The organism is Pseudomonas sp. SHLD1 (assembly GCF_028640935.1).
Classification (GTDB): Bacteria; Pseudomonadota; Gammaproteobacteria; order Pseudomonadales; family Pseudomonadaceae; genus Chryseomonas; species Chryseomonas aestiva.
The window spans coordinates 417129-444102 of record NZ_JAQZAD010000006.1; the positions used below are offsets into that span (position 1 = coordinate 417129).

General features: G+C 67.4%; 25 protein-coding genes. 9 read left to right on the forward strand and 16 right to left on the reverse strand.

From position 1 onward, the window contains the following. Window positions 1-114 precede the first annotated feature (114 nt). The 9 genes from PVZ77_RS01935 to PVZ77_RS01975 form a co-directional block, all read right to left on the reverse strand. On the reverse strand, window positions 115-1197 hold the full coding sequence (locus PVZ77_RS01935) for a 5-(carboxyamino)imidazole ribonucleotide synthase (protein WP_273805567.1): 1083 nt from the start codon (window positions 1195-1197) through the stop codon (window positions 115-117). Next, window positions 1194-1688 (reverse strand): 5-(carboxyamino)imidazole ribonucleotide mutase, encoded by a 495-nt coding sequence (gene purE, locus PVZ77_RS01940; RefSeq protein ID WP_007160060.1) that lies wholly within the window; start codon window positions 1686-1688, stop codon window positions 1194-1196. The genes PVZ77_RS01935 and purE overlap by 4 nt, the downstream gene beginning before the upstream one ends. A 314-nt stretch (window positions 1689-2002) precedes the next feature. Then, the gene (locus tag PVZ77_RS01945) at window positions 2003-2923 is read right to left on the reverse strand and encodes a dihydrodipicolinate synthase family protein (RefSeq protein WP_273805566.1); all 921 of its coding nucleotides are present in this window, start codon (window positions 2921-2923) and stop codon (window positions 2003-2005) included. Beyond that, window positions 2920-3711, reverse strand: a complete 792-nt coding sequence (locus PVZ77_RS01950) for an AraC family transcriptional regulator (RefSeq protein ID WP_273805565.1) — start codon at window positions 3709-3711, stop codon at window positions 2920-2922. The genes PVZ77_RS01945 and PVZ77_RS01950 overlap by 4 nt, the downstream gene beginning before the upstream one ends. Then, complete coding sequence (locus tag PVZ77_RS01955) at window positions 3708-4943, reverse strand: NAD(P)/FAD-dependent oxidoreductase (protein ID WP_273805564.1); 1236 nt, start codon at window positions 4941-4943, stop codon at window positions 3708-3710. Before PVZ77_RS01955 ends, PVZ77_RS01950 begins: the two co-directional genes overlap by 4 nt. Continuing rightward, window positions 4940-5176 (reverse strand): (2Fe-2S)-binding protein, encoded by a 237-nt coding sequence (locus PVZ77_RS01960; protein ID WP_273805563.1) that lies wholly within the window; start codon window positions 5174-5176, stop codon window positions 4940-4942. The genes PVZ77_RS01955 and PVZ77_RS01960 overlap by 4 nt, the downstream gene beginning before the upstream one ends. Next, on the reverse strand, window positions 5170-6285 hold the full coding sequence (locus tag PVZ77_RS01965) for an NAD(P)/FAD-dependent oxidoreductase (RefSeq protein ID WP_273805562.1): 1116 nt from the start codon (window positions 6283-6285) through the stop codon (window positions 5170-5172). The genes PVZ77_RS01960 and PVZ77_RS01965 overlap by 7 nt, the downstream gene beginning before the upstream one ends. Beyond that, window positions 6282-7220: a 4-hydroxyproline epimerase gene (locus tag PVZ77_RS01970; protein WP_273805561.1), complete on the reverse strand. Its 939-nt coding sequence runs from the start codon at window positions 7218-7220 to the stop codon at window positions 6282-6284. Before PVZ77_RS01970 ends, PVZ77_RS01965 begins: the two co-directional genes overlap by 4 nt. A 106-nt stretch (window positions 7221-7326) precedes the next feature. Then, entirely contained in the window at window positions 7327-8232 is a 906-nt protein-coding gene (locus PVZ77_RS01975) for a LysR substrate-binding domain-containing protein (RefSeq protein WP_273805560.1), read from the reverse strand. A gap of 154 nt (window positions 8233-8386) precedes the next feature. On the opposite strand from PVZ77_RS01975, the gene aspA reads away from it, so the two are divergent. The 3 genes from aspA (at window position 8387) to PVZ77_RS01990 (ending at window position 11817) form a co-directional block, all read left to right on the forward strand. Beyond that, window positions 8387-9820, forward strand: a complete 1434-nt coding sequence (gene aspA / locus PVZ77_RS01980) for an aspartate ammonia-lyase (protein ID WP_273805559.1) — start codon at window positions 8387-8389, stop codon at window positions 9818-9820. A gap of 210 nt (window positions 9821-10030) precedes the next feature. Further along, the gene (locus PVZ77_RS01985; RefSeq protein ID WP_273805558.1) at window positions 10031-10390 is read left to right on the forward strand and encodes a cupin domain-containing protein; all 360 of its coding nucleotides are present in this window, start codon (window positions 10031-10033) and stop codon (window positions 10388-10390) included. 221 nt (window positions 10391-10611) lie between these two features. Further along, window positions 10612-11817: a GGDEF domain-containing protein gene (locus PVZ77_RS01990; protein WP_273805557.1), complete on the forward strand. Its 1206-nt coding sequence runs from the start codon at window positions 10612-10614 to the stop codon at window positions 11815-11817. On the opposite strand, the gene PVZ77_RS01995 is transcribed toward PVZ77_RS01990, so the two are convergent. Beyond that, window positions 11814-12602 carry a helix-turn-helix domain-containing protein gene (locus tag PVZ77_RS01995; RefSeq protein ID WP_273805556.1) on the reverse strand — a complete coding sequence of 263 codons (789 nt, stop codon included), beginning with the start codon at window positions 12600-12602 and terminating at the stop codon, window positions 11814-11816. The genes PVZ77_RS01990 and PVZ77_RS01995 overlap by 4 nt on opposite strands. A gap of 271 nt (window positions 12603-12873) precedes the next feature. Between PVZ77_RS01995 and PVZ77_RS02000 the strand changes: the two genes are divergently transcribed. Further along, window positions 12874-14328, forward strand: a complete 1455-nt coding sequence (locus tag PVZ77_RS02000; protein ID WP_158890251.1) for an alanine/glycine:cation symporter family protein — start codon at window positions 12874-12876, stop codon at window positions 14326-14328. A 161-nt stretch (window positions 14329-14489) separates the two neighbouring features. Beyond that, window positions 14490-15473, forward strand: coding sequence for an asparaginase (locus PVZ77_RS02005; RefSeq protein WP_273805555.1), 984 nt, complete (start codon window positions 14490-14492; stop codon window positions 15471-15473). A 228-nt stretch (window positions 15474-15701) separates the two neighbouring features. Here PVZ77_RS02005 and PVZ77_RS02010 read toward each other — a convergent pair whose 3' ends face one another. Beyond that, window positions 15702-16604, reverse strand: a complete 903-nt coding sequence (locus PVZ77_RS02010) for a D-hexose-6-phosphate mutarotase (RefSeq protein WP_273805554.1) — start codon at window positions 16602-16604, stop codon at window positions 15702-15704. Between the two features lie 171 nt (window positions 16605-16775). Between PVZ77_RS02010 and ampC the strand changes: the two genes are divergently transcribed. After that, on the forward strand, window positions 16776-17930 hold the full coding sequence (ampC, locus tag PVZ77_RS02015; protein ID WP_273805553.1) for a class C beta-lactamase: 1155 nt from the start codon (window positions 16776-16778) through the stop codon (window positions 17928-17930). A 205-nt stretch (window positions 17931-18135) separates the two neighbouring features. Here ampC and PVZ77_RS02020 read toward each other — a convergent pair whose 3' ends face one another. The 4 genes from PVZ77_RS02020 to PVZ77_RS02035 all read right to left on the reverse strand — a co-directional run bounded on the left by PVZ77_RS02020 (window position 18136) and on the right by PVZ77_RS02035 (window position 23358). Further along, entirely contained in the window at window positions 18136-19806 is a 1671-nt protein-coding gene (locus PVZ77_RS02020; protein WP_007160079.1) for a Na/Pi cotransporter family protein, read from the reverse strand. A gap of 164 nt (window positions 19807-19970) precedes the next feature. Then, window positions 19971-20723 (reverse strand): TerC family protein, encoded by a 753-nt coding sequence (locus tag PVZ77_RS02025; RefSeq protein WP_273805552.1) that lies wholly within the window; start codon window positions 20721-20723, stop codon window positions 19971-19973. 116 nt (window positions 20724-20839) lie between these two features. Next, window positions 20840-22174, reverse strand: coding sequence for a CitMHS family transporter (locus PVZ77_RS02030; protein WP_273805551.1), 1335 nt, complete (start codon window positions 22172-22174; stop codon window positions 20840-20842). Between the two features lie 242 nt (window positions 22175-22416). After that, window positions 22417-23358, reverse strand: a complete 942-nt coding sequence (locus PVZ77_RS02035; protein WP_273805550.1) for a LysR family transcriptional regulator — start codon at window positions 23356-23358, stop codon at window positions 22417-22419. 100 nt (window positions 23359-23458) lie between these two features. On the opposite strand from PVZ77_RS02035, the gene PVZ77_RS02040 reads away from it, so the two are divergent. Further along, window positions 23459-24211: an SDR family oxidoreductase gene (locus tag PVZ77_RS02040; protein ID WP_273805549.1), complete on the forward strand. Its 753-nt coding sequence runs from the start codon at window positions 23459-23461 to the stop codon at window positions 24209-24211. Window positions 24212-24285: 74 nt separating this feature from the next. On the opposite strand, the gene PVZ77_RS02045 is transcribed toward PVZ77_RS02040, so the two are convergent. Beyond that, the gene (locus PVZ77_RS02045; protein ID WP_273805548.1) at window positions 24286-25188 is read right to left on the reverse strand and encodes a homocysteine S-methyltransferase family protein; all 903 of its coding nucleotides are present in this window, start codon (window positions 25186-25188) and stop codon (window positions 24286-24288) included. 100 nt (window positions 25189-25288) lie between these two features. On the opposite strand from PVZ77_RS02045, the gene PVZ77_RS02050 reads away from it, so the two are divergent. After that, window positions 25289-26116 (forward strand): ABC transporter substrate-binding protein, encoded by an 828-nt coding sequence (locus PVZ77_RS02050; protein ID WP_042134911.1) that lies wholly within the window; start codon window positions 25289-25291, stop codon window positions 26114-26116. After that, window positions 26113-26919 (forward strand): amino acid ABC transporter permease, encoded by an 807-nt coding sequence (locus PVZ77_RS02055; protein ID WP_273805547.1) that lies wholly within the window; start codon window positions 26113-26115, stop codon window positions 26917-26919. The genes PVZ77_RS02050 and PVZ77_RS02055 overlap by 4 nt, the downstream gene beginning before the upstream one ends. Window positions 26920-26974 lie beyond the last annotated feature (55 nt).

A 26974-nucleotide genomic window follows, 5' to 3' on the forward strand; every position in this document is an offset into this window, starting at 1 on the left:
GTTTGAGTGCTGGTAAGACAACGCCGGTCAGCAGGCGTCGTTGTACTCTCCGACCACCGGTGATCCTTCGAGGTTCAGGGGAAAACGGCTTCCATGTGCGGAAGCCGTTTGGCATCAGTCCTGGATCAGGGCTTCCAGGGCAGCGATGCGGGTCTGCAGGGTGGCGGCATCAGTGCTGCGCAGGGTGGCGTGACCGACCTTGCGCCCGGCCTTGAAGGCCTTGCCGTAGTGGTGCAGGTGGCAGTCTTCCAGGGCAGTGACGGCGGCCACCGGCGGTACCGAGCCGATGAAGTTGACCATGGCGCTCTCGCCGACCTTGGCAGTGGAGCCCAGCGGGAGGCCGGCCACGGCGCGCAGGTGGTTCTCGAACTGGCTGCACTCGGCGCCTTCGATGGTCCAGTGTCCGGAGTTGTGCACGCGCGGGGCGATCTCGTTGGCCTTGAGGCCACCCTCGACCTCGAAGAATTCGAAGGCCAGCACGCCGACGTAGTCGAGCTGTTCCAGCACGCGGCGGGCATAGTCTTCGGCCAGCGCCTGCAGCGGGTGGTCGGAACTGGCCACCGACAGGCGCAGGATGCCGCTCTCATGGGTGTTGTGCACCAGCGGATAGCAGGCCACCTCGCCATCACGACCGCGCACGGTGACCAGCGAGACCTCGCCGGTGAAGGGCACGAAGCCTTCCAGCAGCAGGGGGACGCTGCCCAGTTCGGCGAAGGCGCCGGTGACGTCTTCCGGCTGGCGCAGGACCTTCTGGCCCTTGCCGTCGTACCCCAGGGTGCGGGTCTTGAGTACCGCCGGCAGGCCGATACGGGCCACGGAGGCATCCAGGTCGGCCTGGGAGAGGATGTCGGCGAAGGCCGGCGTGGGGATGCCCAGGTCGCGGAACATCGACTTCTCGAACAGGCGATCACGAGCGATGCGCAGGGCTTCGGCGGACGGATAGACCGGCACGAACTGCGAGAGGAAGGCCACGGTCTCCGCCGGGACGCTCTCGAATTCGAAGGTCACCAGATCGACTTCATCGGCCAGCTGGCGCAGGTGATCCTGGTCGCCGTAATCGGCGCGCAGGTGTTCGCCCAGGGCGGCGGCGCAGGCGTCCGGCGCCGGGTCGAGAAAGGCGAAGTTCATGCCCAGCGGCGTGCCGGCCAGGGCGAGCATGCGGCCCAACTGGCCGCCACCGATGACGCCGATCTTCATGCCTGCTCCCTCGGATCGGGATTGTCCAGCACGGTGCGGGTCTGCTCGTCGCGGAAGGCGTTCAGCCGCTCGTGGTACTCGGGGTATTTGCCGCCGAGGATGCTGGCGGACAGCAGCGCGGCGTTGATGGCGCCGGCCTTGCCGATGGCCAGGGTGGCGACCGGCACACCGGCGGGCATCTGCACGATAGACAGCAGGGAGTCGACGCCCGAGAGCATGGACGACTGCACCGGCACGCCGAGCACCGGCAGGTGGGTCTTGGCGGCGCACATGCCCGGCAGGTGGGCGGCGCCACCGGCACCGGCGATGATCACCTCGATACCGCGCCCGGCAGCCTCTTCGGCGTACTGGAACAGCAGGTCGGGAGTGCGGTGGGCGGAGACCACCTTCACTTCGTGGGGAATGCCCAGCTTGTCCAGCATGTCGGCGGTGTGGCTCAGGGTGGACCAGTCGGACTTGGAGCCCATGATCACGCCTACGAGTGCGCTCATCGTCGTGCCTCTGAAATGAAGAAGCCACGCGGCGGACGTGGCTTGGGAAATGAGCGGGACAGTATAGACGAAAGCGGGGCGGAGCGTGCCCCCGGGCCGGGTATCGCCTGTCGGTTGTGAGACAGGGTTTGGCGCCTATGGGATGGGTGGTGGTGTGGGGGCAAGAGGTGCGGGCTAGATGTCCGGACGATTGAGGTGGGATCGTCCAGGAGAGCGTCCTCACCCCAGCCCTCTCCCGCAGACGGGAGAGGGGAATGGGTCAGCTTGGATGGAAGCCTATTAATTCATCGAGACGGCGATAAGCCCCCCCCGCCTTAGATCCCCACGTCAGGCAGTTGCGGGCGGGTTTCCAGGGCCTTGGCCATCAGGCGCTCGACGAAGGTGCGGTCCGCATCCGGCAGGGCCAGGCGCGGCGGGCGAGTCAGGGCGCTGCCGCGGCCGGCGAGTTCTTCGCAGAGCTTGATGCACTGCACCAGGTCCGGGCGAGCGTCCAGGTGCAGCAGCGGCATGAACCATTCGTAGAGCGGCATGGCGTCGGCGAAGCGACCGGCCTTGGCCAGGCGGAAGATGGTTTCGCCTTCAGTGGGGAAGATGTTGGACATGCCCGAGACCCAGCCCTCGGCGCCCACGGCGATGCTTTCCAGCACCACGTCGTCGAGACCGGCGAAGAGCACGAAGCGGTCGCCCACCTCGTTGCGCACGTCGATGAAGCGGCGGGTGTCGCCGGAGGAATCCTTGAAGCAGACGATGTTGTCGACGTCGGCCAGGGAGATGAGGATGTCCGGGGTGACGTCGTTCTTGTAGATCGGCGGGTTGTTGTAGACCATCAACGGCAGGTCAAGGGCACTGGCCACGCTGCGGAAGTGGGCGGCGGTCTCGTGGGGCTTGGCCGAGTAGACCAGGGCCGGCATGAGCATGATGCCGGCGGCGCCGGCGCGCCCTACCGCCTGGGCGGTGCGGGTGGCATTGAGGCTGGTAAATTCGGCCACGCCGCAGATCACCGGTACGCGACCGCCGGCGGCGTCCTTGGCGACCTCCACCAGGGAAATTTTCTCTTCCAGGGTCAGGGCGGTGTTCTCGCCCACGGTGCCGCACATCACCAGACCGGAGACGCCATCGCGCACCAGGTTGCTGATCACGCCATGGGTCTTTTCCAGGTTGACCGAGAAATCGTCGTTGAATTGGGTGGTGACGGCGGGAAAGACGCCGCTCCAGTTGACGCGGGGAGTGCTCATGCGGGGGTTTCCTCCAGACGGGAACGGGGCTTGAGAGAGTCGCGGTATTGCCGGGGCGACAGGCCGGTGAGACGGCGGAATTGACGGCTGAAGGCGCTGTGGTCGGTGTAGCCACAGGCCAGGGCCACTTCGGTGACGGGCAGATCGCGGGCCAGCAGACGCGAGGCGGCGTCGAGCCGGGCCTTGTGCAGCAACTGCTGGGGCGTGAGACGCAGGATGCGCTTGCACTGGCGCTCGAGCTGGGAGACCGATAGCCCCACCCGCTGGCTAAGTTCGCCCACCGAGAGCGGCTGGGCGTAGTGCTCGCGCAGGTAGCGATCGACCTCGGCCACCTTGGCGTGGGCCGGATGATCGGCGGCGGGCGCCTGCAGATCATGGGAGATGCCGGCCATGCCCATCAGTTGGCCCTGGGCGTCGTGCAGCGGCAGCTTGCGGGTCAGGCACCAGCCCGGGGTACGGCCGACATAGAGGTGCAATTCCAGCTGGTCGTCCAGCGCCAGGCCTTCGCGCAACACGCGGCGATCCTGTTCGGCGTAGGCACCACCCAGGGGCGCCGGGAATACCTCCTCGGCGGTCTTGCCGAGCAATTCGCCGACGTCTTCATAGCCGCAGCGCTGGGCCAGGGTCAGGTTGACCAGCACATAACGCGCGTCCAGATCCTTGACGAAGAACACCACGCCAGGAATGGCATCGAGCAGCGGCGCCACCAGGCTCAGGCTGGCGAGCAGCGCGGGCAGGTCGGCAGGCCGGGCGCGGCTCAGGGCGTCCAGGTGGGCAGCGGCGTTCATCTCTCGTCCTCGGTCAGGGCCAGCAGGCTGTCGATACGGGTGGGTTGCAGGGGAAAGCGCGGCGCCGGGGGCGTCCAGCCCAGCAAGACGCGGGTGGCCTGGCCACAGATGCGGCCCTGGCAGGCGCCCATGCCGCAGCGACTGCGTAGCTTGGCCTGGGTCCAGTCGGCATGGCCGACCAGGGCGCCGAGGGCGACGTCCTCGCAACGGCAGACCAGGGTATCCGGCTGGGCGAGACGGGCAATGGCCGGATTCAGGGCGAAGGTGCGGGCCAATTGGGCGGCGAAGCGGCGCCAGGCACGGGCCTCGGCCTGCACGCTAGCGATGGCGTCGAGCTGGTTGCTGGCGACCAGGCCGGCGATACGGCCGGTGGCCTGGGCCAGCTCGTTGCCGCCGATGCCGGTGCATTCGCCGGCGGCCAGGATGTGCGGCTGGCTGGTGCGCTGGTAACTATCCACCGCCACGGCGCCCTCCAGGGTCGCGCAGCCTAGGCTCTGCGCCAGTTCGACATTGGGTACCAGGCCGTAGCCACAGGCCAGGCGGTCGCAGGCGACCTCCCAGCGTCGCTCGCCCTGGCGCAGGCGCACGGCTTCGAGACGATCGCTGCCGAGCGCCGCCTCGACCCAGGTGCCGGGGCTATAGCGGGGGGTGGCCAGCGTCAGCGCCTGGCGCAACTTGTTCGGCCAGCGCCAGAGCTGCAAGCCGAACTCGACTACGGCGCGGCGCTCGGCCTGCTCGGCGACCAGGGCGACCCGGGCACCTGCCTGACGGGCGGTAGCGGCGCTGGCCAGCAGCAGCGGACCGGTGCCGGCGACGACGAGGCGTTCATCGGCCACTTCCACGCCACCCTTGATCAGCGCCTGCAGGCCACCCGCGCCGGTCACCCCGGGCAGGGTCCAGCCGGGGAACGGCAGCAGCAGTTCGCGGGCGCCGGTGCAGAGGATGAGGGTATCGAAATTCAGGGTGCGGCTGCCGTGGGCGTCCTCCAGCAGCAACTGGTGCGACCCCAGGACCGCGGCGACGCGGGTCTGGGCGAGCAGGGTGACGTCCGCCGGCAACTGGCCGACTTCGGCGGCGACCTGGCCCGCCCGGGCGCGCCAGATCTGGCCGCCGGGCAAGGGATTGTCGTCCAGCAGCATCAGGTTCAGGCCTCGGCCACTGGCGGCGCGGGCAGCGGCGAGACCGGCCGGGCCGGCGCCGATGATGAGCAGATCGCAGCGCGTGGTATTCATGACAGGCGCTCCACCTGCATGCCGTCCTGGCACGGCGTCTGGCAGGCCAGGCGGCGCACGCCGTCGACCTGTACCCGGCACTCCTGGCAGATGCCCATGCCGCAGAAGGGTGCCCGGTCTTCACCGCCTACCGAACGGCGCGCGGCGGGATTGCTGCTCTTGGCCAGCGCGGCGGTGAGCAGGCTGCCGGGACGGACTTCCAGGCGTTCGCCATCGATGAACAGGGTCAGCATGTCTGACTCCTCGAGACGGTTACGAAACGCGAGGGTGCGAAGGGTTCCACGTGGAACGCCGAAGACTCGCCGAACAGTCCGTCGGCGATGGCTTCAGCGGTGGCTGGAGCGGTAGTGACGCCCAGGCCTTCGTGACCGACCGCCAACCACAGACCGGGCTGGTCGGGGTGGGCGCCGATCAGCGGCAGGCCATCGGGGCTGGCGGCGCGCTGGCCGGTCCAGCCGCGGATCAGCGAGATGTGGGTCAGGCCCGGCAGGAAGTCCAGGGCACGGCGCAGCAGCTGGCCGACCACCGCAGGTTCCACGGCCATATCCGGACGCTCGAATTGCCGCGACGAACCGATCAGCAACTGGCCGGTGGGTCGCGGCTGGACATTGAAGGCCACCGAGGCGCCGCTGCTGGCGTGGGCGCTGGCGCCGTAACCGATTTCCACCAACTGGTGGCGAACCTGCTCGGGATAGCGATCGGTGATCAGCAGATGGCCCTTCTTGGGTACCAGCGGCAGGTCCGGGCAGAGACTGGCGGCCTGCAGGCCGGCGGCGAGTACCACGGCATCGGCGCTTAGCCAGCGACCGTCGTCCAGGCGTACCCGCCGGCCTTCGACCGCCGTCACCCGGGCACGCTGGAATTCGATCAGCGGTGAGCGTTGCAGCAGCCAGGCGGCCACCACCGGGGCATAGAGCAGGCCATCGCCGGGCACCTCCAGGCTGCCGGCCAGGGTGGTCAGCGCCAGCTCGGCAGCGGCGGTGGCGGCGGCATTCAGGGGCTGGTTGGCGACGCCCTGGGCGTCCAGGCGCTGACGTTTCTCTTCGATCAGATCCAGTTCGGCCGCGTCGCGAGCCAGCCAGAGGGTGCCGCAGTTGCGGTAGTCGGCGGCGCTCGGCAGCTGGGGCACCAGCTCGCGCCAGAGCGCCAGGGAGCGCGCGCTCAGGGTCAATTCGGCGGGGTCGTCGTCCATCACCACCAGGTGGCCCATCCCGGCGGCGGAGGCGCCGGGCAGGCCGGCGTCCAGCACTCGCACGCGACAGCCGCGCGCGGCCAGGGCCGCGGCGCAACTGGCGCCGACGATGCCGCCGCCAACGACGAGGACGTCCGCCACGGGCTTCATCCCGGGATGCCCCAGGCGAAGGGATCGTCTTCGGCCAGCAACAGGGTGGCCTCGGCCATCACATGGGCGCGCCCACGGATCACCGGCAGGATGCGGCCCTCGTCGCCCGGCTGATAATGGGCCTCGAAACGACTGCCGATGACGCTGGCCTGCTGCCAGACGGCGCCGGGTTCAAGATCGCCGTCGGCCGCGAGGCACGCCAGCTTGGCGCTGGTGCCGGTGCCGCAGGGCGAGCGGTCGTAGGCGCGACCCGGGCAGAGCACATAGCTGCGGCTGTCGGCGCCGTCCGGGTCCTCGGCGAAGAGTTCGATGTGATCGATATGGCCGCCCTGCTCGCCAGTGATCCCCGTGGCCTCCAGGGCGCTCCGCAGGGCCAGGCTGAAGGTGAGCAGGCCATCAAGATTGTCGGCGGCGATGCGCTGGCCGTGATCGGCACAGAGAAAGAACCAGTTGCCGCCCCAGGCGATGTCGCCGGTGACCGGGCCATGGCCGGGGATCTCCACCTGGACGGCGTGGCGATGGCGATAGGCCGGGACGTTGCGCACGCTGACGCTGCCGTCGTCATGCAGGGTGGCGGTGACCTCGCCCACAGGCGTCTCGATCAGGTGATCGCCGGGCCCGATCCGGCCGAGATGGGCCAGGGACACCACCAGGCCGATGGTGCCATGGCCACACATGCCCAGGTAGCCGACCTCGTTGAAGAACACCACGCCAGCGCTGGCGGTAGGAGATACCGGCTCACAGAGCAGTGCGCCGACCAGCACCTCGTTGCCCCGCGGTTCACGCATGCAGGCCCGGCGAAAGGCGTCGTGCTCCCCGGCCAGCAAGGTGCGGCGCTCGGCCATGCTGCCGTGGCCGAGCTCGGGAAAACCGTCCAGCACCAGGCGAGTGGGTTCGCCGCCGGTATGGGAGTCGATGACGCGGATGCGCTGCATGGCTGACCTCCGTGAGAGAGGGGCCAGTGTCGCGCAGCCAGGCGCAAAAGGCTTGCAGGACGTCGGCTAGCTAAAAGCCGATATCAGCATAGTCACCTACCGTCGATCAGCCGCCGTGGCTTTGACTCTCGAGATGTCGCCAGACCTGCTGCACCAGTCGCTTGCGCAACAGGGCACAGCGGTAGAGGCGGATTTCCAGGCCGACCTGCCAGGCGGCATCGCCACACACGGCGAGTTCGCCGCGGGCCAGTTCCGCCGCCACCGACAGCTGCGGCACCCAGGCCACGCCCAGGCCCTGTAGCGCCATGGTCTTGAGGCTGTCGGCCATGGCGGTTTCATAGAGGGTCACGGCGCGCAGCTTGCGCTGGCGCAGGAGCAGATTCACCGAGCGACCGAGGAGGGCGCCGGCGCTGTAGGCCAGCAGGGGGACGCTGCTCTGCCCGTCCAGCTGGAACATCGGTCGGCCTTCGCCATCGGTGGCGCAGACCGGCAGCATGGCGGTGTGCGCCAGATGCAGCGAAGGAAACAGCTCCGGGTCCATCTGCAGGGCCGCATCGGGATCGTGGAAGGCCAGCATCAGGTCGCAGGCGCCGTCGCGCAGGGCATGGATGGCGTCGCCGACGTTGGTGGCCACCAGGCGACTGGCCAGTGCCAGACCCTGGCCGCGCAGCCCGGCGATCCATTGCGGAAAGAAGCCCAGGGCCAGGGAGTGGGCGGCGGCGAATTGCAGTACCTCGCCCTGCCCGCCTTCCAGGTGATGCAGATGGCGCACCGTCTCGCCCAGTTGCTCCACCACGCTGCGCGCCGTGACCAGAAACAGCTGACCGGCTTCGGTAAGGCTGATCGGGGTGTGGGATCTGTCCACCAGGGTCAGGCCGACGCTTTCCTCCAGCGCGCGGATGCGTCGGCTGAAGGCGGGCTGGGTGACGAAACGCTTTTCGGCGGCTTGGGAAAAACTGTGGGTGGCCGCCAGGGCCACGAAGTCTTCCAGCCATTTGAATTCGATGTTCATGGCACCCATACGTCGTCTGATCTCGCGAGGTCACAACCAGAGTTATGCCGATCCGGCATGAGGCTTGGCGGATCGGCATTTGCGGGGATCGGCTGGCAGGCCTAGATTCTAGGGCATCGCGGCGCCTGCCGCTCGATCGAAGCCCAACGCTATCATGTCCGACTCTGCATCATCCGTCCGCCTCGAAAAAGATCTTCTCGGTACCCTCGACGTGCCTGCCGATGCCTACTACGGCATCCAGACCCTGCGCGCCGTGCAGAACTTCCGCCTCTCCGGCGTGCCCCTCGGTCACTACCCCAAGCTGGTGGTGGCCCTGGCCATGGTCAAGCAGGCGGCGGCCGACGCCAACCACCGGCTCGGCCACCTGCCGACCGAGAAGCACCAGGCGATCGTTGACGCCTGCTCGCGCATCATTCGCGGCGAATTCCACGACCAGTTCGTGGTGGACATGATCCAGGGCGGGGCCGGCACCTCGACCAACATGAACGCCAACGAGGTGATCGCCAACGTGGCGCTGGAGCTGCTCGGCCACGCCAAGGGCGAGTATCGCCACCTGCACCCGAACAACGACGTCAACATGGCGCAGTCCACCAACGACGCCTACCCCACCGCCATCCGCCTGGGCCTGCTGCTCGGTCACGACGCCCTGCTCGCCAGCCTGGACAGCCTGATCACCGCCTTCGCCGCCAAGGGCGTGGAATTCGCCGAGGTGCTGAAGATGGGCCGCACCCAGCTGCAGGACGCGGTGCCCATGACCCTCGGCCAGGAATTCCATGCCTTCGCCACCACCCTGGGCGAAGACCTGGCACGCCTCAAGAGCCTGGCACCGGAGCTGCTCACCGAGGTCAACCTGGGCGGTACCGCCATCGGCACCGGCATCAACGCCGACCCTGGCTACCAGCTGCTGGCCGTGCAGCGTCTGGCGGACATCAGCGGCCAGCCGCTGACCCCGGCCGCCGACCTGATCGAAGCCACCTCGGACATGGGCGCCTTCGTGCTGTTCTCCGGCATGCTCAAGCGCACCGCGGTGAAGCTGTCGAAGATCTGCAACGACCTGCGCCTGCTCTCCAGCGGTCCGCGCACCGGCATCAACGAGATCAACTTGCCGCCGCGCCAGCCGGGCAGCTCCATCATGCCGGGCAAGGTCAATCCGGTGATCCCCGAGGCGGTCAACCAGGTGGCCTTCGAGATCATCGGCAACGACCTGGCGCTGACCCTGGCAGCCGAGGGCGGCCAGCTGCAGCTCAACGTCATGGAGCCCCTGATCGCCTACAAGATCTTCGATTCCATCCGCCTGCTGCAGCGCGCCATGGACATGCTGCGCGAGCACTGCATAACCGGCATCACCGCCAACGTCGAGCACTGCCGCCGTCAGGTGGAGCACTCCATCGGCCTGGTCACCGCGCTCAACCCCTACCTGGGCTACGAGACCTCCACCCGCATCGCCAAGACGGCGCTGGAAACCGGTCGCGGCGTGCTGGAACTGGTGCGCGAGGAAAATCTGCTGGACGAGGCGACCCTGGACGACATCCTGCGCCCGGAAAACATGATCGCCCCGCGGCTCGTACCCCTGAAGGCCAAGGTCTGAATCCCGGACGCTAGGCCTGAGCGGTAACCACCGGCAACTCCCCGCGGGCGCGGTATCCTTCTTGCCTGAAGGCTGCCACCGCCCCGGGGAGTTTGCGCATCTGTCTGTCAGGGGGGCGTCACTGCTCGCCAGAGGCAGGCAAGACTTCGGGGTTATCGGCCATGTCGCCTGGCGTATGCTGGCGACTCCTGCACAACGAGAGGCTCTGCCATGCCAGCCCTGCACCTGCTCGCGGACCACGGCCAACCCACCGACCAATACCGCTTACCAGCGGAAAAGCGCTTGGAGGGCGATCCGCTGCAGAGCCTCTGGCTCGACTATGAGGATGGCAGCGGCGTTTTCGCCGTCGGTTACTGGCACAGCGAGGTGGGCAAGTGGCGGGTGAACTACTCCGAAGAGGAGTACTGCCATATCCTCGAAGGCGTGAGTCTGGTCACCGATGACCAGGGCCACGCCACCCGGCTCGGTCCCGGCAGCAGCTTCGTCGTGCCACGCGGCTTCCAGGGCACCTGGGAGGTGCTGGAACCGACCCTGAAGCGCTTCGTGGTTTACGAAGCCAAGGGCGGCTGATGGCAACCTAGCCAGATCTATCCCCTTTCGGGCTCTGGCCTAACCACGCCTGGAGTCGTATCAAGGCCGGCAACTAGAGGCCAAGCTGTCCACGACCACCCGAATGGTAGCCAATGGCTACCATTCGGCGGTTACATTCCTGCGTCCGGGAACCCTCTATCGCGCTAAGGGACTTATTGTGCTGAAGTGACCCCCGGATTTTCCTGCCAGGTACGGCATCCATGTCCCTCAGTCTCGCCCTCGCCCGAGCGCTAGCCCGCCCTTTCTGGGCCCTGCGCTTCGAACCGGTATTGGAACGGCATTACCAGCACGACATCGCCCGTTCGCGCCGGCGGCACCTGCGCATCAGTCTGACCGTGGCCATCGTGGCCTATGCCAGCTTCTCGATCTGGGACTGGATCCTGATGACCGAGGCCTTCTGGCTCATCAGCCTGCTCAGCGCACTGGTGGTGGTTGGCGGCGGCCTGGTCTTGCTGGCGCTCAGGCTGATGCCGGCCGAGCATCCGGCACGCGAATGGCTGGGTATCCTCCCCAGCCTGCTGGCCTATGCGCCGCCGCTGCTGGACGTCGAGGCCACCGATGCCGCGCATCGCGCCCTCTGGCTGGCCACCATGCCGTTGATGACCCTCTTCACCAACAGCTGCATCGCCCCACCCCTGCGCCAGGCCGCGGCACACAGCCTGGTCGCCCTGCTGGCCATCGGCCTGGCCACCCAGATGCACGCCCTGCCTGCCCTGGAGGCGTCACTAGTCATGACCCTGGCGTTCGCCACCGCGAGCTTCACCCTGCTCAACAACTTCTGGATGGAGCGCGCGCGCCGTCAAGGCTATCTGCTGATCCTGCGCGACCGCTTGCGCAACGAAGAACTGACCGCTTCCAATCGCTTCCTCGCACAGCAGTCCGCCACCGACCCCCTGACCGGCGTGGCCAATCGCCGGGCGCTGATGCAGGCCCTGGCCAACGCCCTGGCCCATCCCCCGCCCCGGCCGCTGCTCCTGCTGATGATCGATGTCGATCACTTCAAGGCCTTCAACGATCGCTACGGGCATCCGGCCGGCGATCGCTGCCTGCAGCAGGTTGCCACCGCCCTGGCCGATGAACTGCGCGCCGGCGACTGCCTGGCCCGCTACGGCGGCGAGGAATTCGCCATTCTCTGCACGCCCTCGCGCGAGGAGGATGCCGGCAAACTGGCCCAACGCCTGCTCGATGCGGTACGGCGCCTGGAGATCCCCCACCTCGGGCCCCCAGCTGGTCCGCGCGTGACGGTGAGTATCGGCGGCGCCTGCGCGCGGCCGGATCACGACTGCGCCGAGACCTTTATCGAGGCCGCCGATCGCCAGCTCTACTGGGCCAAGCAGGCCGGGCGCGACCGCGCCATCCTCGAGGACTGCGATCGCTGCCACCCAGTGATCGAGGACCCCCTTTAGCCCAGGCGATAGACCCGATCGACCAGGGCCGCACTGGCCAGGCGCTGGCGCAGATCGTCGTCCAGGCGGGGATCCTGCCAGTCGTAGAGGCCGATGCGGGCATAGGCCCGACCTCGTGGCGGCCGCGTGCCGAGGTACTCCCAGACCACCCGGGTACAGGCCGGCTCGCGCCGGTCGGAGGCGCTGACGCCGAGCTTGAGTCCGTTCAGGCGATCAATGCGGTTGCGCGCGCTGGGCAGCAGCACCGTCTGCGACAACTCGTTGCCGGTGAGGGATTCGTAGTCGGTGAAGAACAGCCGGCTTTCCAGGCTCATGGCCAGGCCCAGGTAGCGAAAGCGCGCCTGGCTGGTGGCTTCATCCCGCCGGCGCAGGCGCTCGAAACGCACGTAGCGGAAGACGCCCTCCTCCGCGAACAGCCAGACCAGTCCGCAGAGCACCACGCCCGGCGTGGACAGCGACGGATAGTATTCGTGGTAATAGCCTTGGTAGCGCGCCAGACCTTCCTGACGCTCGCCGAACAAGGCCAATGCCTGCCCCGCCCAGCCTGTCTCCTGACCGACCGGCGCGCCCAGGCGCGCCGCGAATTGCCGCTGCGGGAGCTGCAGATCGCCCACTGACAGCCCGAAGAACTCCGCCAGGCGCTGCAGGTTGTAAGGCGACGGACGGCTCTGGCCGTTGAGGTAGCGATTGAACTGGGCGCGGTTGATACCGACGGCGCGACAGACGGCGGCAATCGAGCGGTGGCGCTGGCAGAGCAGCTGCAAATTGGCGGAAAAATCGCTCATGAATCCGGCCCGAGCTTGACAGACGGCCAGAAAACTAGCATCAAGTCGCGCCATTTTGAAGCGAGGCGCGGAATTGTTCACGCCGGTGGGATAGCCGAATCTAGGCGCCCGGTCCGTCTTACTGCCCGTTCCACCCGGACCGATCCGTTCCAGAGCCTGTTGCCGTCGTCTCCCCACGCCGGGAGCAGGCCCTGGCGGGATATTCCACAATAATAGCCCCAAGGCTTGCGAGCCGGCCTTGGAGCATCACTAGCATGCTCGAGGATTCTTCATGCACTACCTAGAAATGCTCAACGACTTCCTGTCCGGCCACGTGCTCATCGTGCTGATCGTCGGCCTGGGCAGCTATTTCACCCTGCGTTCGCGATTCGTGCAGGTGCGCCATTTCCCGCACATGTTCACCGTCTTCAAGGACTCCCTGCGCAACAGCGGTGACGGCCTGAGCTCCTTCCAGGCGCTGATGCTCAGCCTGGCCGGTCGTGTCGGTGCCGGCAACATCGCCGGCGTGGGCCTGGCCGTGACCCTGGGTGGCCCCGGTGCGGTGTTCTGGATGTGGGTGACCGCCCTGGTCGGCATGGCCAGCAGCTTCTTCGAGTGCACCCTGGCGCAGGTCTACAAGCGCGCCGACGGCGACGGCCTCTACATCGGTGGTCCGGCCTATTACATCCAGCACGGCCTCAACAAGCGCTGGATGGCCCTGATCTTCTCGGGCCTGTTGCTGGTGACCTACGGCTTTGCCTTCGTCGGTCTGCAGTCCTTTACCGTGACCCACTCGCTGGAAAACGCCTTCGGCCTGCCGGTGCAATACACCGGGATCGCCCTGGCCATCCTGCTGGGCCTGGTGTTCATCGGCGGCATCAAGCGCATCGCCGCGGTCTCCGACATCCTGGTGCCGGTCAAGACCCTGGCCTACATCGCCGTCACCCTCTATGTGATCATCACCCAGATCGACCTGGTCCCCGGCACCCTGCTGACCATCGTCAAGAGCGCCTTCGGCCTGGAGCCGGCCTTTGCCGGTCTGCTCGGCGCAGCCATCACCATGGGCGTCAAGCGTGGTGTCTTCGCCAACGAAGCCGGCCTGGGCGCTGCCCCCAACGTTGCCGCGGTAGCCGCGGTCAAGCACCCGGCTGCCCAGGGCGTAGTGCAGGCCTTCAGCGTCTTTCTCGACACCTTCGTCATCTGCACCTGTACCGCGCTGCTGATCCTGCTCTCAGGTTTCTACACCCCGGGCTTCGAAGGTGACGGCATTGTCCTGACCCAGAACTCCCTGGCCGCGGTGGTCGGTGACTGGGGCCGGATCTTCATCAGCGTCGCCCTGTCGCTGTTCGTCTTCACCTGCATCCTCTACAACATCTACCTGGGCGAGAACGGCCTGCGCTACCTGCTCGGCCGCGGCAAGGCCGTGCTGCTCGGCTATCGCGGCCTGGTGCTGGTGCTGATCTGCTGGGGCTCGATGCAGAATCTGACCACGGTGTTCGCCTTCGCCGACATCACCATGACCTGCCTGGCCTTCGTCAACCTGATCGCCCTGGCCATGCTGATCAAGGTCGGCATGCGCATCCTCAACGACTACGACGCCCAGCGCCGTGCCGGGGTCGACCAGCCGGTGTTCGATGCCGACCAGTTCCGCGACCTGGACCTGGATCGCCAGGCCTGGCCGGCGCTGGAGCGTCTGGAAGAGACCGTCGCCGAAGCCCGCGCCGCCCAGCCGCGCCAGGCGCACTGACCGCCGCAGCGGTCACGTTGGGCTTCGCTGCGCTCAACCCAACCTACGTCACCCGTAGGTTGGGTTGAGGCGGCTCCATCGCCGAAGCCCAACGGCGCTGAACCATGATTCGCTTGTCTGCCCCCACCCCGTGTGGGGGCAGTCTTATCAGGAAGTCCCTCATGAGCTCACCCTACCTGCACATCCTCTACACCGGTGGCACCATCGGCATGCAGGCAACCGCCGCCGGCCTGGCCCCCGCCGCCGGGTTCGAGGCGCGCATCGACGCCCTGCTGGCCAGCCATCCGGAGCTGGACACGCCGGCCTGGCGGCTGCAGGAGCTGCTGCCGCTGATCGACAGCGCCAACATGACCCCCGCCGCCTGGGAGCGCATGGCCCAGGCGATCCTGGCGGCAGCCACCGACCCCGCCTGCCGCGGCGTGCTGGTGCTGCACGGCACCGACACCCTGGCCTACAGCGCCGCCGCCCTCGCCTTCCGGCTGCTGGACCTGGCCATTCCAGTGCTGCTGACCGGCTCCATGCTGCCGGCCGGCGTACCGGACAGCGATGCCGACGGCAACCTGGCAGACAGCTTCGCCGCCTTCGCTAGCGGGCTGACGCCGGGGGTGCAGGTGCAATTCCATGGCGAACGCCTGCCGGCGGCGCGCTGCACCAAGCAGGCCAGCAGCGGCTGGAAGGCCTTCGTGGAAAGCGCCCGGCCGCGCAGTGGCGACACCGTGGTGGCCACGCCGGCCGCCTTACGCTTCGACCAGCGGCGCCAGGCGGTACGGGTAGCGGTGCTGCCGCTGTTTCCGGGCGTCGACGGCGCCACCCTGCGCGGTCTGGCGGGCAGCGGCGTACAGGGCCTGGTGCTGGAGTGCTATGGCAGCGGCACGGGCCCCGCGGATGACGCCGACTTTCTCGCCGCCCTCGCCGAATTGCGCGATGCCGGCGTCCCTGTGGTCGCCCTCAGCCAGGGCGCGCGCGGCACGGTGGAATTGAGCACCTACGCCGCTGGCAGCGGCCTGGCCGACGCCGGGGTGATCTCCGGCCGTGGCATGACTCGTGAAGCCGCCCTGGGCAAGCTGCACAGCCTGCTCGGCTGCGGCCTGGAGCGCGCGGCGGTGGCCGAGTGGATCGGGCGGAATCTGTGCGAGGAGTTGTGATCTTCGGCTAGGTGCCGGCCCCGCCACTGTCGACCCGACGCCCCTGGCATTTCGAGACGTAGGTTGGGCTGAAGCGGCTCTTTCGCCGAAGCCCAACAGCGCGTGCTCGACCTGGGCTGCGTTGGGCTTCGCTCACGCTCAGCCCAACCTACGCCATTGCACACCCGAATTCTTCCGGGCATTCCCTCTCCCTCCGGGTGAGGGCCAACCCGGACGCCTGAGCAGACCCTACAGCGCCTCGCGCCACAGGCTCACCGCCATCTCGGCCGAGGCGCCCGGCGCCACGGTGAGGACGTCGTCCATCACCCGGGCGGTCTCGATGCACAGCATGCCGGTCCAGGCGTCGTCGGCGAACTGGCTCAGGCGTGCGGCCTTGTCGATCCAGGGATTCCACAGTACCGCCGAATGGCTGTTGCGGGTCTCCACGAACAGCCGGCGCTGCCACTGGGGATCGCGGATCGCCAGGCGTGCCGGCAGGCCGACATAGACCCGATCGGTCTCGGCGGTGATGGTCGGCTCGCCGTTCTGCCGCTTGCGGGTCCAGCCGTCCAAGCAGTCGTAGTAGTCGGCGTTGGCCAGGCCTTCGATACCCACCTCGCGCACGTCGCTCACGGCGAAATAGGTGTGCAGCGCCTGACTCAGCACCAGCGGGTGATCTTCCAGATTACGCACGCTCAGGGTCAGCTCCAGGCGTTCACCGACGCTCAGACTGAGGGTCAGCTCGGTGGCATGGGGCCAGCCCGGGGTGGTCTCGGCGGAGGTGCGGTGGTGGAAGTCCAATCGCACCTGGTCGGTGTCCACCTCGACGCCGCCGGCCTGCCAGGCGACCTGACGGGCCAGGCCGTGGGCCGGGGCGTCCGCGGTGGTGGTGCACATGGCCTGGACCGCGGTCGGATTCTTCAGCAGGTCGCCGAACCAGGGCCAGCAGACCGGGATGCCGCCCCGGATCGGGGTGCCAGGCTCGAACACGGCTTCCGGATTGCCCCAGACGATGTCCGGCTCGCCATCGAAGCCGTAGCGCAGCACATGGGCGCCCTGGCAGGCCACCAGGGCTTCAGCCTGGCCGACGCGGATGCGCCAGACGGGCAATTGGCCCAGTTGGATCTGTTCGACGAGGGGGGCAACGGACATGGGATGACTCCTGGAAAAGGTGAGAGGCGACTGTAGTCCAGTCGAGGACCGGGCTCCAGCCAGCCATGGACAGCACCGGCGGCAAAATCTTCCAACGCCGGCCGCGTCTCATACCTGAGCGGCAACGCTCGGCTAGACTCCTGGCCTCCCCTCCTCAGGAATAGCTCCCGCATGTCGGCTTTCCCGCGTCTTTCCCTCCTGCTCGGCCTCGGCCTGACCCTGCCGCTGCTGGCCAACGCCGCCAATCCCCTCGACGACGAGGTCCGCGCCGCCGCCCGCGCGGTGATGGCCGAGCAGGACATTCCGGGCCTGGCCGTGGGCGTCACGGCTCCAGGCTTGCGCCGGCTCTACTACTTCGGCACCGCCGATCGCCGTAGCGGCCAGGCGGTGGACGCCGCCACCCTGTTCGAGATCGGCTCCCTGAGCAAGACCTACACCGCCACCCTGGGTGGCTACGCGGCGGCGACCGGTCGCCTGCGGCTGGACGAGTCCGCCGCTCAGGTCCGCCCGGCCCTGGCCGGCAGCGCCATCGGCCAGGCCAGCCTGCTGCAGCTGGCCACCTACAGCGCCGGCGGCCTACCGCTGCAATTTCCTGACAGCGTCACCACAAAAGATCAGACGACGGCGTTCTACCGCGCCTTCCAGCCGCCCTTCCCCGCCGGCAGCCGCCGCCTCTACTCTAATCCCAGCATCGGCCTGTTCGGCGCCCTGGCGGCCCAGCGGCTCGATGAGCCCTTCGCCATGGCTCTGCAGCGGCACGTGCTCAAACCCCTGGGGCTCAGCCATACCTATCTGCAGGTGCCGGCGGCCGAGCAGGCCCACTATGCCTGGGGCCATGGCAAGAGCGACCAGCCGCTGCGGGTCAATCCGGGCGCCTATGCCGAAGAGGCCTATGGCATCAAGACCACCGCCGGTGATCTGCTCGCCTTCATCGAGGCGAATCTGCATCCTGGCCAGTTGCCGGCGACCCTGGCCAAGGCGATCGACGCCACCCAGCAGGGCTACTACCGCAGCGGACCGATGAGCCAGGGCCTGGCCTGGGAGGCCTACGCCTATCCGCTGCCCAAGACCCAGCTGCTGGCCGGCAACACCCCAGCGATGGCCCTGGAGCCGCAACCGGTGGAATGGCAGCATCCGCCGCTGCCGGCGAGCGGCGCCCGGCTGTTGAACAAGACCGGCTCCACCAACGGCTTCGGCGCCTATGCGCTGTTCATCCCCGAGCGCCAGCTCGGCCTGGTAATCCTGGCCAACCGCAACTACCCGAATTCCGCACGGATCGAAGCGGCCTGGCAGATTTTGCAGAAGCTCGATAGCCGGGTGCAGTGAGCGAAGGGTTTATCGCGGCCATGGGCCGCTCCTACAGGGTGTGATGCTTCTGTAGGAGCGGCCATGGCCGCGATAATGCGAGCAGACCGTCATCTGTAAAAGCGGCCGCATCGGCAGACCGCCATGGCCGCGATAAATCATTGAAGCCCCGTAGGGCGGATGGCGGCGCAGCCTCATCCACGAACCCCTGCGTCAAACCGCAGCCTCACACCCCGCCCGACTCCTCGCGTCCTTCCACCGGCAGTTCGTGCTCGGTGGCATAGCCGGCATCGGCCGCCTCCAGCACGCCGTGGGCGATGCTGCAGAACAGCGAATTGACCCGGCGCATGTCGCTGAGCAGGCCCAGGTGCAGGGAGCTGGTCTCGAAGCTCTCCACCACCTGCTGATGCAGCCGCTCGACGTGGGCATGGGCATAGCGCCGCTCCAGCAGGCGGAAACGCTGCTTGAGCCGACGCAGGCGCCGCGCCGCGTCCAGGTCGCCGGAAAGATAGACCGACAGGCACAGCTTGAGGCTGTCGACCAGTAGCCGATGCAGGGCGGAGAGTTCGTCCACCCCGGAAGCCGAGAAGGAGCGCCGGGCAGCGATCTTCTTGCTGTCGACGTCGCTGGCCATGCGCTCGATCAGATCGCCGGCCTGCTCCAGGTTGATCGCCAGTTCGATGGTCTCGGCCCAGCGCCGGCTGTCGCGCTCGTCCAGGTCGTCGCGCGGCATGCGCGCCAGGTACAGCTTGATCGCCGTGTAGAGGGCGTCGACGTCGTCGTCGAGGCGGCGCACCTCGCGGGCCAGCTGCTTGTCACCCGCGTTGATCAGCACCAGCAGGTGCTGCAGCATCTGCTCGATGACGTCGCCCATGCGCAAGAGCTCACGGGAGGCGTTGGTCAGCGCCAGGGCCGGGGTGTCCAGGGCCGCGGTGTCCAGGTGGCGCGGCCGCAGGATGGTCTCGGCGCTGTCCTTGGCTGGCAGCATGGCGGTGCAGAAGCGCGCCAAGGGCCCGGTCAGCGGCAGGAACAGCAGGCAGCGCACCAGGTTGTAGGCGACGTGGAAACCGATCACCACCTCGGCATCGTTGAAGTCGTAGCCCTGCAGCCAGTCGGCCAGCAGGCCGATCCAGGGCAGCACCAGGATGCAGCCGGCGAGCTTGAACAGCAGGCTGCCCACCGCCACCCGTCGCGCCTCCACGCCCTGCTTGGCCGCGCCCATCAGTGCCAGCACGCCGCTGCCCAGGTTGGCGCCCACCACCAGGCACAGCGCCACCTTGAGCGAGATGACCCCGGAGCCGGCCAGGGTGGCGGTCAGCAGTACCGCCGCCAGGCTGGAATAGGAGACCATGGCGAAGACCGCGCCGGTCAGGGCGTCGAGCAACTGGTCGCCAGTCAGCGAAGAGAACAGCACCTTGACCCCGGCCGCGTGGGTCATGGGCGAGGCGGCCTCGACGATCAGCTGCAGCGCCAGGATGATCAGTCCCAGGCCGATGGCGACCCGGCCGAGCTGGCCGGCGCGGGTCTGCTTGCGGCCGAGAAAGAACACCACGCCGAGAAAGATCAGCAGCGGTGACAGCCAGGACAGGTCGAAGGTCAGCACCCGCGCCATCAGCGCGGTACCCACATCGGCGCCGAGCATAATGGCCAGCGCCGGGGTGAGTGGCACCAGGCCCTGGGCGACGAAGGAAGTCACCAGCAGCGCGGTGGCGTTGCTGCTCTGCACCAGGGCGGTGACGGCGATGCCCGAGAGAAAGGCCAGCGGCATGCGCTGCATGCTGCGGCTGAGCACCCGGCGCAAGCTGGCGCCGTATACCCGCAGGATACCGGTGCGCACGATATGGGTGCCCCACACCAGCAGGGCAACGGCAGATAGCAGATTGAGCAGTGTCAGCATCGTGGCGCCCTCCCGGCGCGTGTCCAAGAGCTCCTGGCGAGCTTGTCACAAAATCGTAATGACCGTTCTGCACAGACGCACGAGCCCGAAGGCAGGGCACCTTCGGGCTCGTGGGGACTTGCTGGTTTAGGCGGCGGAGAGCCGGGTGGGTTCCGCCGCCGCGATCAGATCTGCTCCTTGCGCAGCTTGACCGCTTCGCGCGCCTTGGCCTTGCCGCGCAGGCGGATGTTGATGGCTTCCACCGCCAGCGAGAAGGCCATGGCGAAGTAGACGTAGCCCTTGGGCACGTGGACTTCGAAGGCTTCGGCGATGAGCACGGTGCCGACCACGATCAGGAACGACAGCGCCAGCATCTTCAGGCTCGGGTGCTTGTCGATGAAATTGCTGATAGCGCCGGCCGCCAGCATCATCACCAGCACGGCGACGATGATCGCCGCGACCATGACCGGCACGTGGCTGACCATGCCGACCGCGGTGATCACCGAGTCCAGCGAGAAGACGATGTCGATGATGGCGATCTGGATGATGGTGCCGATGAAGCCACTGCCCTTCTTCTGAGGCGCGTCCTCGTCGTGCTCGTCTTCGCCCTCCAGGCCTTCGTAGATCTCGGCACTGCTCTTCCACAGCAGGAACAGGCCGCCGAAGAAGAGGATGAGGTCACGCCCGGAGATGCCCTGGCCGAACACGAAGAACAGATCGGCGGTGAGGCGCATCACCCAGGTGATGGACAGCAGCAGCAGGATGCGGGTGACCATGGCCAGGGCCAGGCCGAAGAAACGGGTCCGCGCCTGCATGTGCTTGGGCATGCGGCTGACCAGGATGGAGATCATGATGATGTTGTCGATGCCGAGGACGATCTCCAGGGCCGTCAGGGTAAAGAAGGCGACCCAGATTTCCGGGTTGGTCAACCATTCCATTGCGAATCCTCTTATCACGAAGGCGCGTCTGGCAGCGCGCTTTAAAGGAAAAGGCGCGTCAGGCGACGCGCCGTTTTCGAACAGCCGGCAAGGCTAGTCGTACCTCTGGCAAAACTCTAGCGGCTGTACAGCGGAAACACACCCAGTAACAAAGCACCGACCAGCAGGAACATGCAGGTCACGGTGGCCCATTTCAGGGTGAAGCGCTGATGGTCGCCGAACTCCACCTTGGCCAGGCCCACCAGCAGGTAGGTCGAGGGCACCAGGGGGCTGAGCAGGTGCACGGGCTGACCGACGATGGAGGCCCGGGCGATCTCCACCGGACTGATGCCATAGGCCGCGGCGGCCTCGGCCAGTACCGGCAGCACGCCGAAGTAGAAGGCGTCGTTGGAGATGAAGAAGGTGAACGGCAGGCTGACCAGGGCGGTGATCACCGCCATGTACGGGCCCAGGGCGTCCGGGATTACCGCCAGCAGGCCCTTGGACATGGCGTCGACCATGCCGGTACCCGAGAGGATGCCGGTGAAGATGCCTGCGGCGAAGATCAGCGAGACCACCGCCAGCACGTTTTCGGCATGGGCGGCGATGCGCTGCTTCTGCATGTTCAGGCAACGGTAGTTGACGGTCATGGCGATGCCGAAGGCGATCATGAACAGCACCGGCATCGGCAGGATACCGACGATCAGCGCGGCCATCAGCGCCAGGGTCAGCAGGCCGTTGAACCAGCGCAGGTGCGGGCGGCGGGCCTCGACGCACTGAGAGACGGTGACGTCGGCGCCTTCGGTCTCACCGATCTGCAGGATACCCAGGCGCGCGCGCTCGCTGCGGCCATAGAGGTAGGCCAGGAAGAACAGCCAGGCGATGGCCAGCAGCATGGGCGCGATCATGGGCACGAAGACGTCGGCCGGATCCACGTGCAGGGCGCTAGCGGCGCGTGCGGTCGGACCGCCCCAGGGGGTCAGGTTCATCACGCCACTGGAGAGCAGCATCAGGCAGGTCATGATCAGCGGATTCATGCCCAGGCGCCGGTACAGCGGGAACATGGCCGCCACGCAGATCATGTAGGTGGTCGAGCCGTCACCGTCCAGGGAGACCACCAGGGTCAGGAAGACGGTGCCCATGGCCACCTTGAGCGGATCGCCCTTGACCAGCTTGAGGATCCAGCGCACCGCCGGATCGAACAGGCCGGTGTCGATCATCACGGCGAAGTAGAGGATCGCGAACAGCAGCATCACGCCGGTGGGCGCCAGCTTGCGAATGCCGTCGAGCATCATCGGGCCGAGGGCATCGAGCTTGACGTGGCCGAGGCTGGCGAATTCGCTGGACAGCGCCCAGGCCAGCACGGCGAAGGCGATCGGCACCATGGTCAGGGCGATCAGCGGAGACAGGCGCTTGGTCATGATCAGGTACATGAAGGTCATGACCATGGCGAAGCCGAGGAAAGTCAGCATGGGAATACCTCTGGATTTTCGCGAAGGGAAGGAGGGTTCAGCCGCGGCGCAGGGGCGCGGAGAGGGCGAAAATCCAGGGGAGACGGGCGCGCGGGGACGCCTGGAAGGACAGATACGACATGGCAAGAATCCTGGTTATTTTTGTAGGCACGTCGCCCGCTCACGGGGGCGGGTCTTGAGCGGATCCTAAGAGGTCAACCTTTCGCCAGCCTTGCGTGGTGGCGAGTGGATGTTGCGGGATGTCACGAAGCCGACACGAACGGGTGCTGTTCGCCTCGCTGCCAGCCCGGGGTGCTCAGGTGCTCGACGAAGAAATCGAGCAGCACCTGGACCTTGGTCGGGCGACTGCGCGCCGAGGGGGTCACGAAGTAGAGGCCGCCACGGGTCAGCTGCCAGTCCGGCAGCAGCTGCACCAGCCGACCATCGGCCAGGTAATCGCTGGCGATGAAGTCCGGCAACTCGGCGATGGCCAGGCCTTCCAGCAGCACCGGCAGCAGGGCTTCGGAATTGGTGACGCGCAGGGGACCACGGGGCAGCACGCTTTCCTCGCGACCGTCGTTCCCGCTGAAGCGCCACACCTGGCTGCGCGCCCGGTAGGCGTAGCTCAGGCAGGCATGTTCGGTCAGTTCCTGCGGATGGCTTGGCTGGCCGTGGCACTCGACATAGGCCGGCGCCGCCACCAGCAGCTGGCTGACCGCGCATAGCCGTCGGGCGACCAGCGACGAGTCGGGCAAGGCGGCGATGCGCAGGGCGGCGTCGAAGCCTTCCGCCACCAGATCCACGGTGGCGTCGGACAGGTGCAGATCCACCGTCAGCTGGGGATAGCGGCGCAGCAGCTCGGGCAGCAGCGGCGCGACCCAGCGCAGGCCGAAGGCCATGGGCACCGCCAGCCGCACCTGGCCACGGGGCTGCACGGCACGCGCCTGGGCGGCACTTTCGGTCGCCTCCGCCTGGCGATAGAGATCGCCGGCCTGGGCGGCCAGCTCGCGGCCGAATTCGGTCAGCGCCAGCTGCCGCGAGGTGCGATTGAACAGCCGCCCGCCGAGGCGTTCCTCCAGGCGCGTCACCGCCCGCGAGACGGTGGCCACCGACACGCCCAGCACCCGCGCCGCGGCGGCGAAGGAGCCCTCCTCGGCGACCTTGGCGAACATCGCCAATCCTTCGAAATCCGGCAATCTGCTCATTTCATTTCTGCAACGATGGCTTGCCAATCATTCTATTTTGCAGAGAAGCCAGGGTCGATAGGCTGACTCCACCTGATCACAACCGCTCGGAGATCCAGCCATGACCCTCAAGCTCGCAGACAAGATCGCCCTCGTCACCGGCGCCACCAGCGGCATCGGCCTGGCCGCCGCCAAGCTCTTCGCCCAGCAGGGCGCCCACGTCATCCTCACCGGCCGGCGGCAGGCGGAGCTGGACGCCGCGGTCGCCCAGGTCGGCAACGCCACCGGCATCGCCGTGGACTCATCCCGTCTGGACCAGCTCGATGCCCTCTATGAGCGCATCCGCCGCGAGCACGGCCGCCTCGACGTGCTCTACGTCAACGCCGGGGGTGGCAGCATGCTGCCCCTCGCCGAGGTGACCGAAGCCCACTACGACGACACCTTCGATCGCAACGTGAAGGGGATGCTGTTCACCGTGCAGAAGGCCCTGCCGCTACTGGCGGACCATGCCTCGGTGATTCTGGCCGGCTCCACCGCCGCCAGTACCGGCACCCCGGCCTTCAGCGTCTATGGCGCGTCCAAGGCCGCCGTGCGCGCCTTCGCCCGCAACTGGATCCTGGAACTGCAGGGGCGTGGTATCCGCATCAACACCCTGAGTCCGGGGGCCACGCGTACCCCGGGCCTGGTGGAGCTGGCCGGTCCGGATGCCGCCCAGCAACAGGGGCTGCTGGACCACCTGGCCAGCCAGATCCCCCTGGGTCGCGTCGGCGAGCCGGAGGAGATCGCCAGGGTCGCCCTGTTCCTGGCGTCCAGCGATTCCAGCTTCGTCAACGGCGCCGAACTCTTCGCCGATGGTGGCCAGGCGCAGGTCTGAACGGCGTCTGGCGGCAAGAAAAAAGCGGACAGCGCTCAGGGCGCTGTCCGCTTTCTTGTCGGTTGAACGCGGCTTCAGCCGCGCAGCCGCTGATTCAACACGGCGATATGCTCCGGACCGATGCCGCAGCAGCCGCCGATTAGGCTTGCGCCACGCGCCTGCCAGTCCTGGGCGAAGCTCAGGTAGCCGGGCGGATCCAGGTCCGGACGCAGGGGGTCGAGGCCGTCGTTGGCGGTGGCCTCTTCCGGCTGGGGCGGGAAGGCATTGGCATAGGCGCCAAAGGGAATCTCAATCCCCGCCGCGGCAAAGGTCGCCCGCGCAGTATCCAGCGCTGCGGCCATCACCTCGGGCTGACTGCAATTGAACAGCAGGGCTCCGGTGCCCAGTTCCACCGCCAGCTGCGCGGCCGCGGCCACCGGCTCGCCGGATCTCAGCCGTGGGATCTCGTCAACGTCTTCGTCCTTCAGGGTGAAGGACAGCCACAGCGGCTTGCCATCCCTGGGCAGGCCGGCGGCGATGGCGCGCACCTCGGCCAGGGAGCTCTGGGTTTCCGCCAGCCAGAGATCGACATGGGGCGCCAGGCCACGGATCAGCGGCTGCAGCACCTCGTCCACCCGTCCCGGCTCGAACAGATCGGGGCGATAGGAGCCGAACAGCGGCGGCAGCGAACCTGCCACCCGCACCGGCTGACCACTGGCCACCACCGCCTGCCGTGCCAACTGACCGGCCCGCGCGGCCAGGGCCTCGCCTTCGGCGGCGAAGCGCGCCTCGCCGATATGGAAGGGCACCACCGCATAGCTGTTGCTGGTGATCACCTGGGCGCCGGCCTCGATATAGGCGCGGTGCACCGCCTCCACCTGCTCCGGCGCCTCGCTCAGGGCCAGGGCCGACCATTCCGGCTGACGGAAGGGCGCGCCGCGGCGCTGTAGCTCGCGGCCCATGCCACCGTCGAGAAGCACAAGATTCATGTTGGCCATATAGCTATTTCACTTTTCCTTATAACCAAAACGGAGTTCAATATCGGTTCTCATATCTCTCTAATACCAGGCCCTCTTACCCTTTGCAAAGGACGCCCCCATGAGAACCGCTCTGCTATCGGCCCTCGGCCTGACCCTGGCGCTGGTCGCCACCTCGGCCTCGGCCGGGGCCACCCTGGACCGCGTCAAGGCCAAGGGCGAGCTGGTCAATGTGCTCATGGAGAGCTATCCGCCCTTCTCCCAGCTCAATGCCCAGAACCAGCTGGAAGGCTTCGACGTGGACGTGGCCAAGGCCGTGGCCGACAAGCTCGGCGTCAAGCTGCGCCTGGAAACCCCTTCCTGGGACGTGATCGCCGCCGGTCGCTGGAGCGGTCGCTACGACGTCTGCATCTGCTCCATGACGCCCAGCCAGGCGCGTGCCCAGGTGTTCGATTTCCCGGTCAACTACTACGCCTCGCCGGCGGTGATCGTGGTCAACGCCGGTGACGACCGCATCCACGGCGCCAAGGACCTCTCTGGCAAGAAGGTCGGCGTCACCAGCGCCTCTTCCTATGAGAGCTACCTGAACAAGGACCTGACCATCGAGGGCCAGGAAGACAAGCCGCTGAGCTATCCCTTCGACGATGTCCAGGTGGTGCCCTTCCCCGACGACAACGTCGCCTTCCAGGACCTCGGCCTGGGCGCCGGCAAGCGCCTGGACGCGGTGCTGACCAACCTGGTGACGGCCCAGCCGCGCCTGGCCCAGGACAGCAAGTTCAAACTGGCCGGCGCGCCGCTCTATGCCGAGCCCAACGCCGTGGCCATCGAGAAGGGTGATCCGGAATTCGCCGCCACGCTGCGCGAGATCATCGAAGGGCTACGCCAGGACGGCACCCTGAAGCGGATCTCCGAGAAGTGGATCGGCGCCGACATCACCCAAGCCCCATGAGTGACCTACCACCCCCGGCCCAGCGCCGCCCCCTGCTGAGCTTTCGTACCCGCGTCTGGCTGACCTGGCTGGCGCTGCTGGCCGGGGGCGTGGTCTTCGTGCTCGGCTTCGACCTCAAGTTCGCCAGCGTCTGGCCGCGCCTGCCCAACCTGGTGGGTTGGCGCCTGGGCCCCAACGGCTTCCTGCAGGGCGCGGCCCTGACGCTGTTCCTCAGCCTCAGCTCCATCCTGGTGTCGGTACTGCTGGGCTTCGCCGCGGCCCTGGGGCGGCTGTCGTCCAGCGCCCTGGCCTATGGCGTGGCGACCTTCTACGCCTCCTTCTTTCGCGGCACCCCGCTGCTGATCCAGATCCTGCTGATCTACCTGGGCCTGCCGCAGATCGGCGTGGTGCCCGGCGCCATCAGCGCCGGCATCCTCGCCCTGTCGCTGAACTATGGCGCCTACCTCAGCGAGATCTTCCGCGCCGGCCTACTCGGCGTCCCCGGAGGTCAGCGCGAGGCAGCCCTGGCCCTGGGCCTTTCGCCGCGGGTGATCTTCTGGCGCGTCACCCTGCCCCAGGCCATGCGCAGCATCATCCCGCCCACCACCAGCCAGTTCATCTCGATGCTCAAGGACTCCTCCCTGGTTTCGGTGATGGGTGTCTGGGAGGTGATGTTCCTCGCCCAGTCCTATGGTCGCTCCAGCTATCGCTACCTGGAAATGCTCACCACCGCAGCGGTGCTCTACTGGCTGATGTCCCTGGCCATGGAATTCATGCAATCGCGCCTGGAGCGGCACTATGGGAAGGCGTATCGGGGGCGTTAAAGCTTCCTACTGCGTCTTTCAGGACATGCTAGCCCTTTGATACCAAACCCACTTT

Excerpts from the sequence above, each read along its gene's own strand:
- PVZ77_RS01935 (WP_273805567.1), bottom strand. The coding sequence starts at position 1,197 with ATGAAGATCGGCGTCATCGGTGGCGGCCAGTTGGGCCGCATGCTCGCC.
- purE (WP_007160060.1), bottom strand. The coding sequence starts at position 1,688 with ATGAGCGCACTCGTAGGCGTGATCATGGGCTCCAAGTCCGACTGGTCC.
- PVZ77_RS01945 (WP_273805566.1), bottom strand. The coding sequence starts at position 2,923 with ATGAGCACTCCCCGCGTCAACTGGAGCGGCGTCTTTCCCGCCGTCACC.
- PVZ77_RS01950 (WP_273805565.1), bottom strand. The coding sequence starts at position 3,711 with ATGAACGCCGCTGCCCACCTGGACGCCCTGAGCCGCGCCCGGCCTGCC.
- PVZ77_RS01955 (WP_273805564.1), bottom strand. The coding sequence starts at position 4,943 with ATGAATACCACGCGCTGCGATCTGCTCATCATCGGCGCCGGCCCGGCC.
- PVZ77_RS01960 (WP_273805563.1), bottom strand. The coding sequence starts at position 5,176 with ATGCTGACCCTGTTCATCGATGGCGAACGCCTGGAAGTCCGTCCCGGC.
- PVZ77_RS01965 (WP_273805562.1), bottom strand. The coding sequence starts at position 6,285 with ATGAAGCCCGTGGCGGACGTCCTCGTCGTTGGCGGCGGCATCGTCGGC.
- PVZ77_RS01970 (WP_273805561.1), bottom strand. The coding sequence starts at position 7,220 with ATGCAGCGCATCCGCGTCATCGACTCCCATACCGGCGGCGAACCCACT.
- PVZ77_RS01975 (WP_273805560.1), bottom strand. The coding sequence starts at position 8,232 with ATGAACATCGAATTCAAATGGCTGGAAGACTTCGTGGCCCTGGCGGCC.
- aspA (WP_273805559.1), top strand. The coding sequence starts at position 8,387 with ATGTCCGACTCTGCATCATCCGTCCGCCTCGAAAAAGATCTTCTCGGT.
- PVZ77_RS01985 (WP_273805558.1), top strand. The coding sequence starts at position 10,031 with ATGCCAGCCCTGCACCTGCTCGCGGACCACGGCCAACCCACCGACCAA.
- PVZ77_RS01990 (WP_273805557.1), top strand. The coding sequence starts at position 10,612 with ATGTCCCTCAGTCTCGCCCTCGCCCGAGCGCTAGCCCGCCCTTTCTGG.
- PVZ77_RS01995 (WP_273805556.1), bottom strand. The coding sequence starts at position 12,602 with ATGAGCGATTTTTCCGCCAATTTGCAGCTGCTCTGCCAGCGCCACCGC.
- PVZ77_RS02000 (WP_158890251.1), top strand. The coding sequence starts at position 12,874 with ATGCACTACCTAGAAATGCTCAACGACTTCCTGTCCGGCCACGTGCTC.
- PVZ77_RS02005 (WP_273805555.1), top strand. The coding sequence starts at position 14,490 with ATGAGCTCACCCTACCTGCACATCCTCTACACCGGTGGCACCATCGGC.
- PVZ77_RS02010 (WP_273805554.1), bottom strand. The coding sequence starts at position 16,604 with ATGTCCGTTGCCCCCCTCGTCGAACAGATCCAACTGGGCCAATTGCCC.
- ampC (WP_273805553.1), top strand. The coding sequence starts at position 16,776 with ATGTCGGCTTTCCCGCGTCTTTCCCTCCTGCTCGGCCTCGGCCTGACC.
- PVZ77_RS02020 (WP_007160079.1), bottom strand. The coding sequence starts at position 19,806 with ATGCTGACACTGCTCAATCTGCTATCTGCCGTTGCCCTGCTGGTGTGG.
- PVZ77_RS02025 (WP_273805552.1), bottom strand. The coding sequence starts at position 20,723 with ATGGAATGGTTGACCAACCCGGAAATCTGGGTCGCCTTCTTTACCCTG.
- PVZ77_RS02030 (WP_273805551.1), bottom strand. The coding sequence starts at position 22,174 with ATGCTGACTTTCCTCGGCTTCGCCATGGTCATGACCTTCATGTACCTG.
- PVZ77_RS02035 (WP_273805550.1), bottom strand. The coding sequence starts at position 23,358 with ATGAGCAGATTGCCGGATTTCGAAGGATTGGCGATGTTCGCCAAGGTC.
- PVZ77_RS02040 (WP_273805549.1), top strand. The coding sequence starts at position 23,459 with ATGACCCTCAAGCTCGCAGACAAGATCGCCCTCGTCACCGGCGCCACC.
- PVZ77_RS02045 (WP_273805548.1), bottom strand. The coding sequence starts at position 25,188 with ATGGCCAACATGAATCTTGTGCTTCTCGACGGTGGCATGGGCCGCGAG.
- PVZ77_RS02050 (WP_042134911.1), top strand. The coding sequence starts at position 25,289 with ATGAGAACCGCTCTGCTATCGGCCCTCGGCCTGACCCTGGCGCTGGTC.
- PVZ77_RS02055 (WP_273805547.1), top strand. The coding sequence starts at position 26,113 with ATGAGTGACCTACCACCCCCGGCCCAGCGCCGCCCCCTGCTGAGCTTT.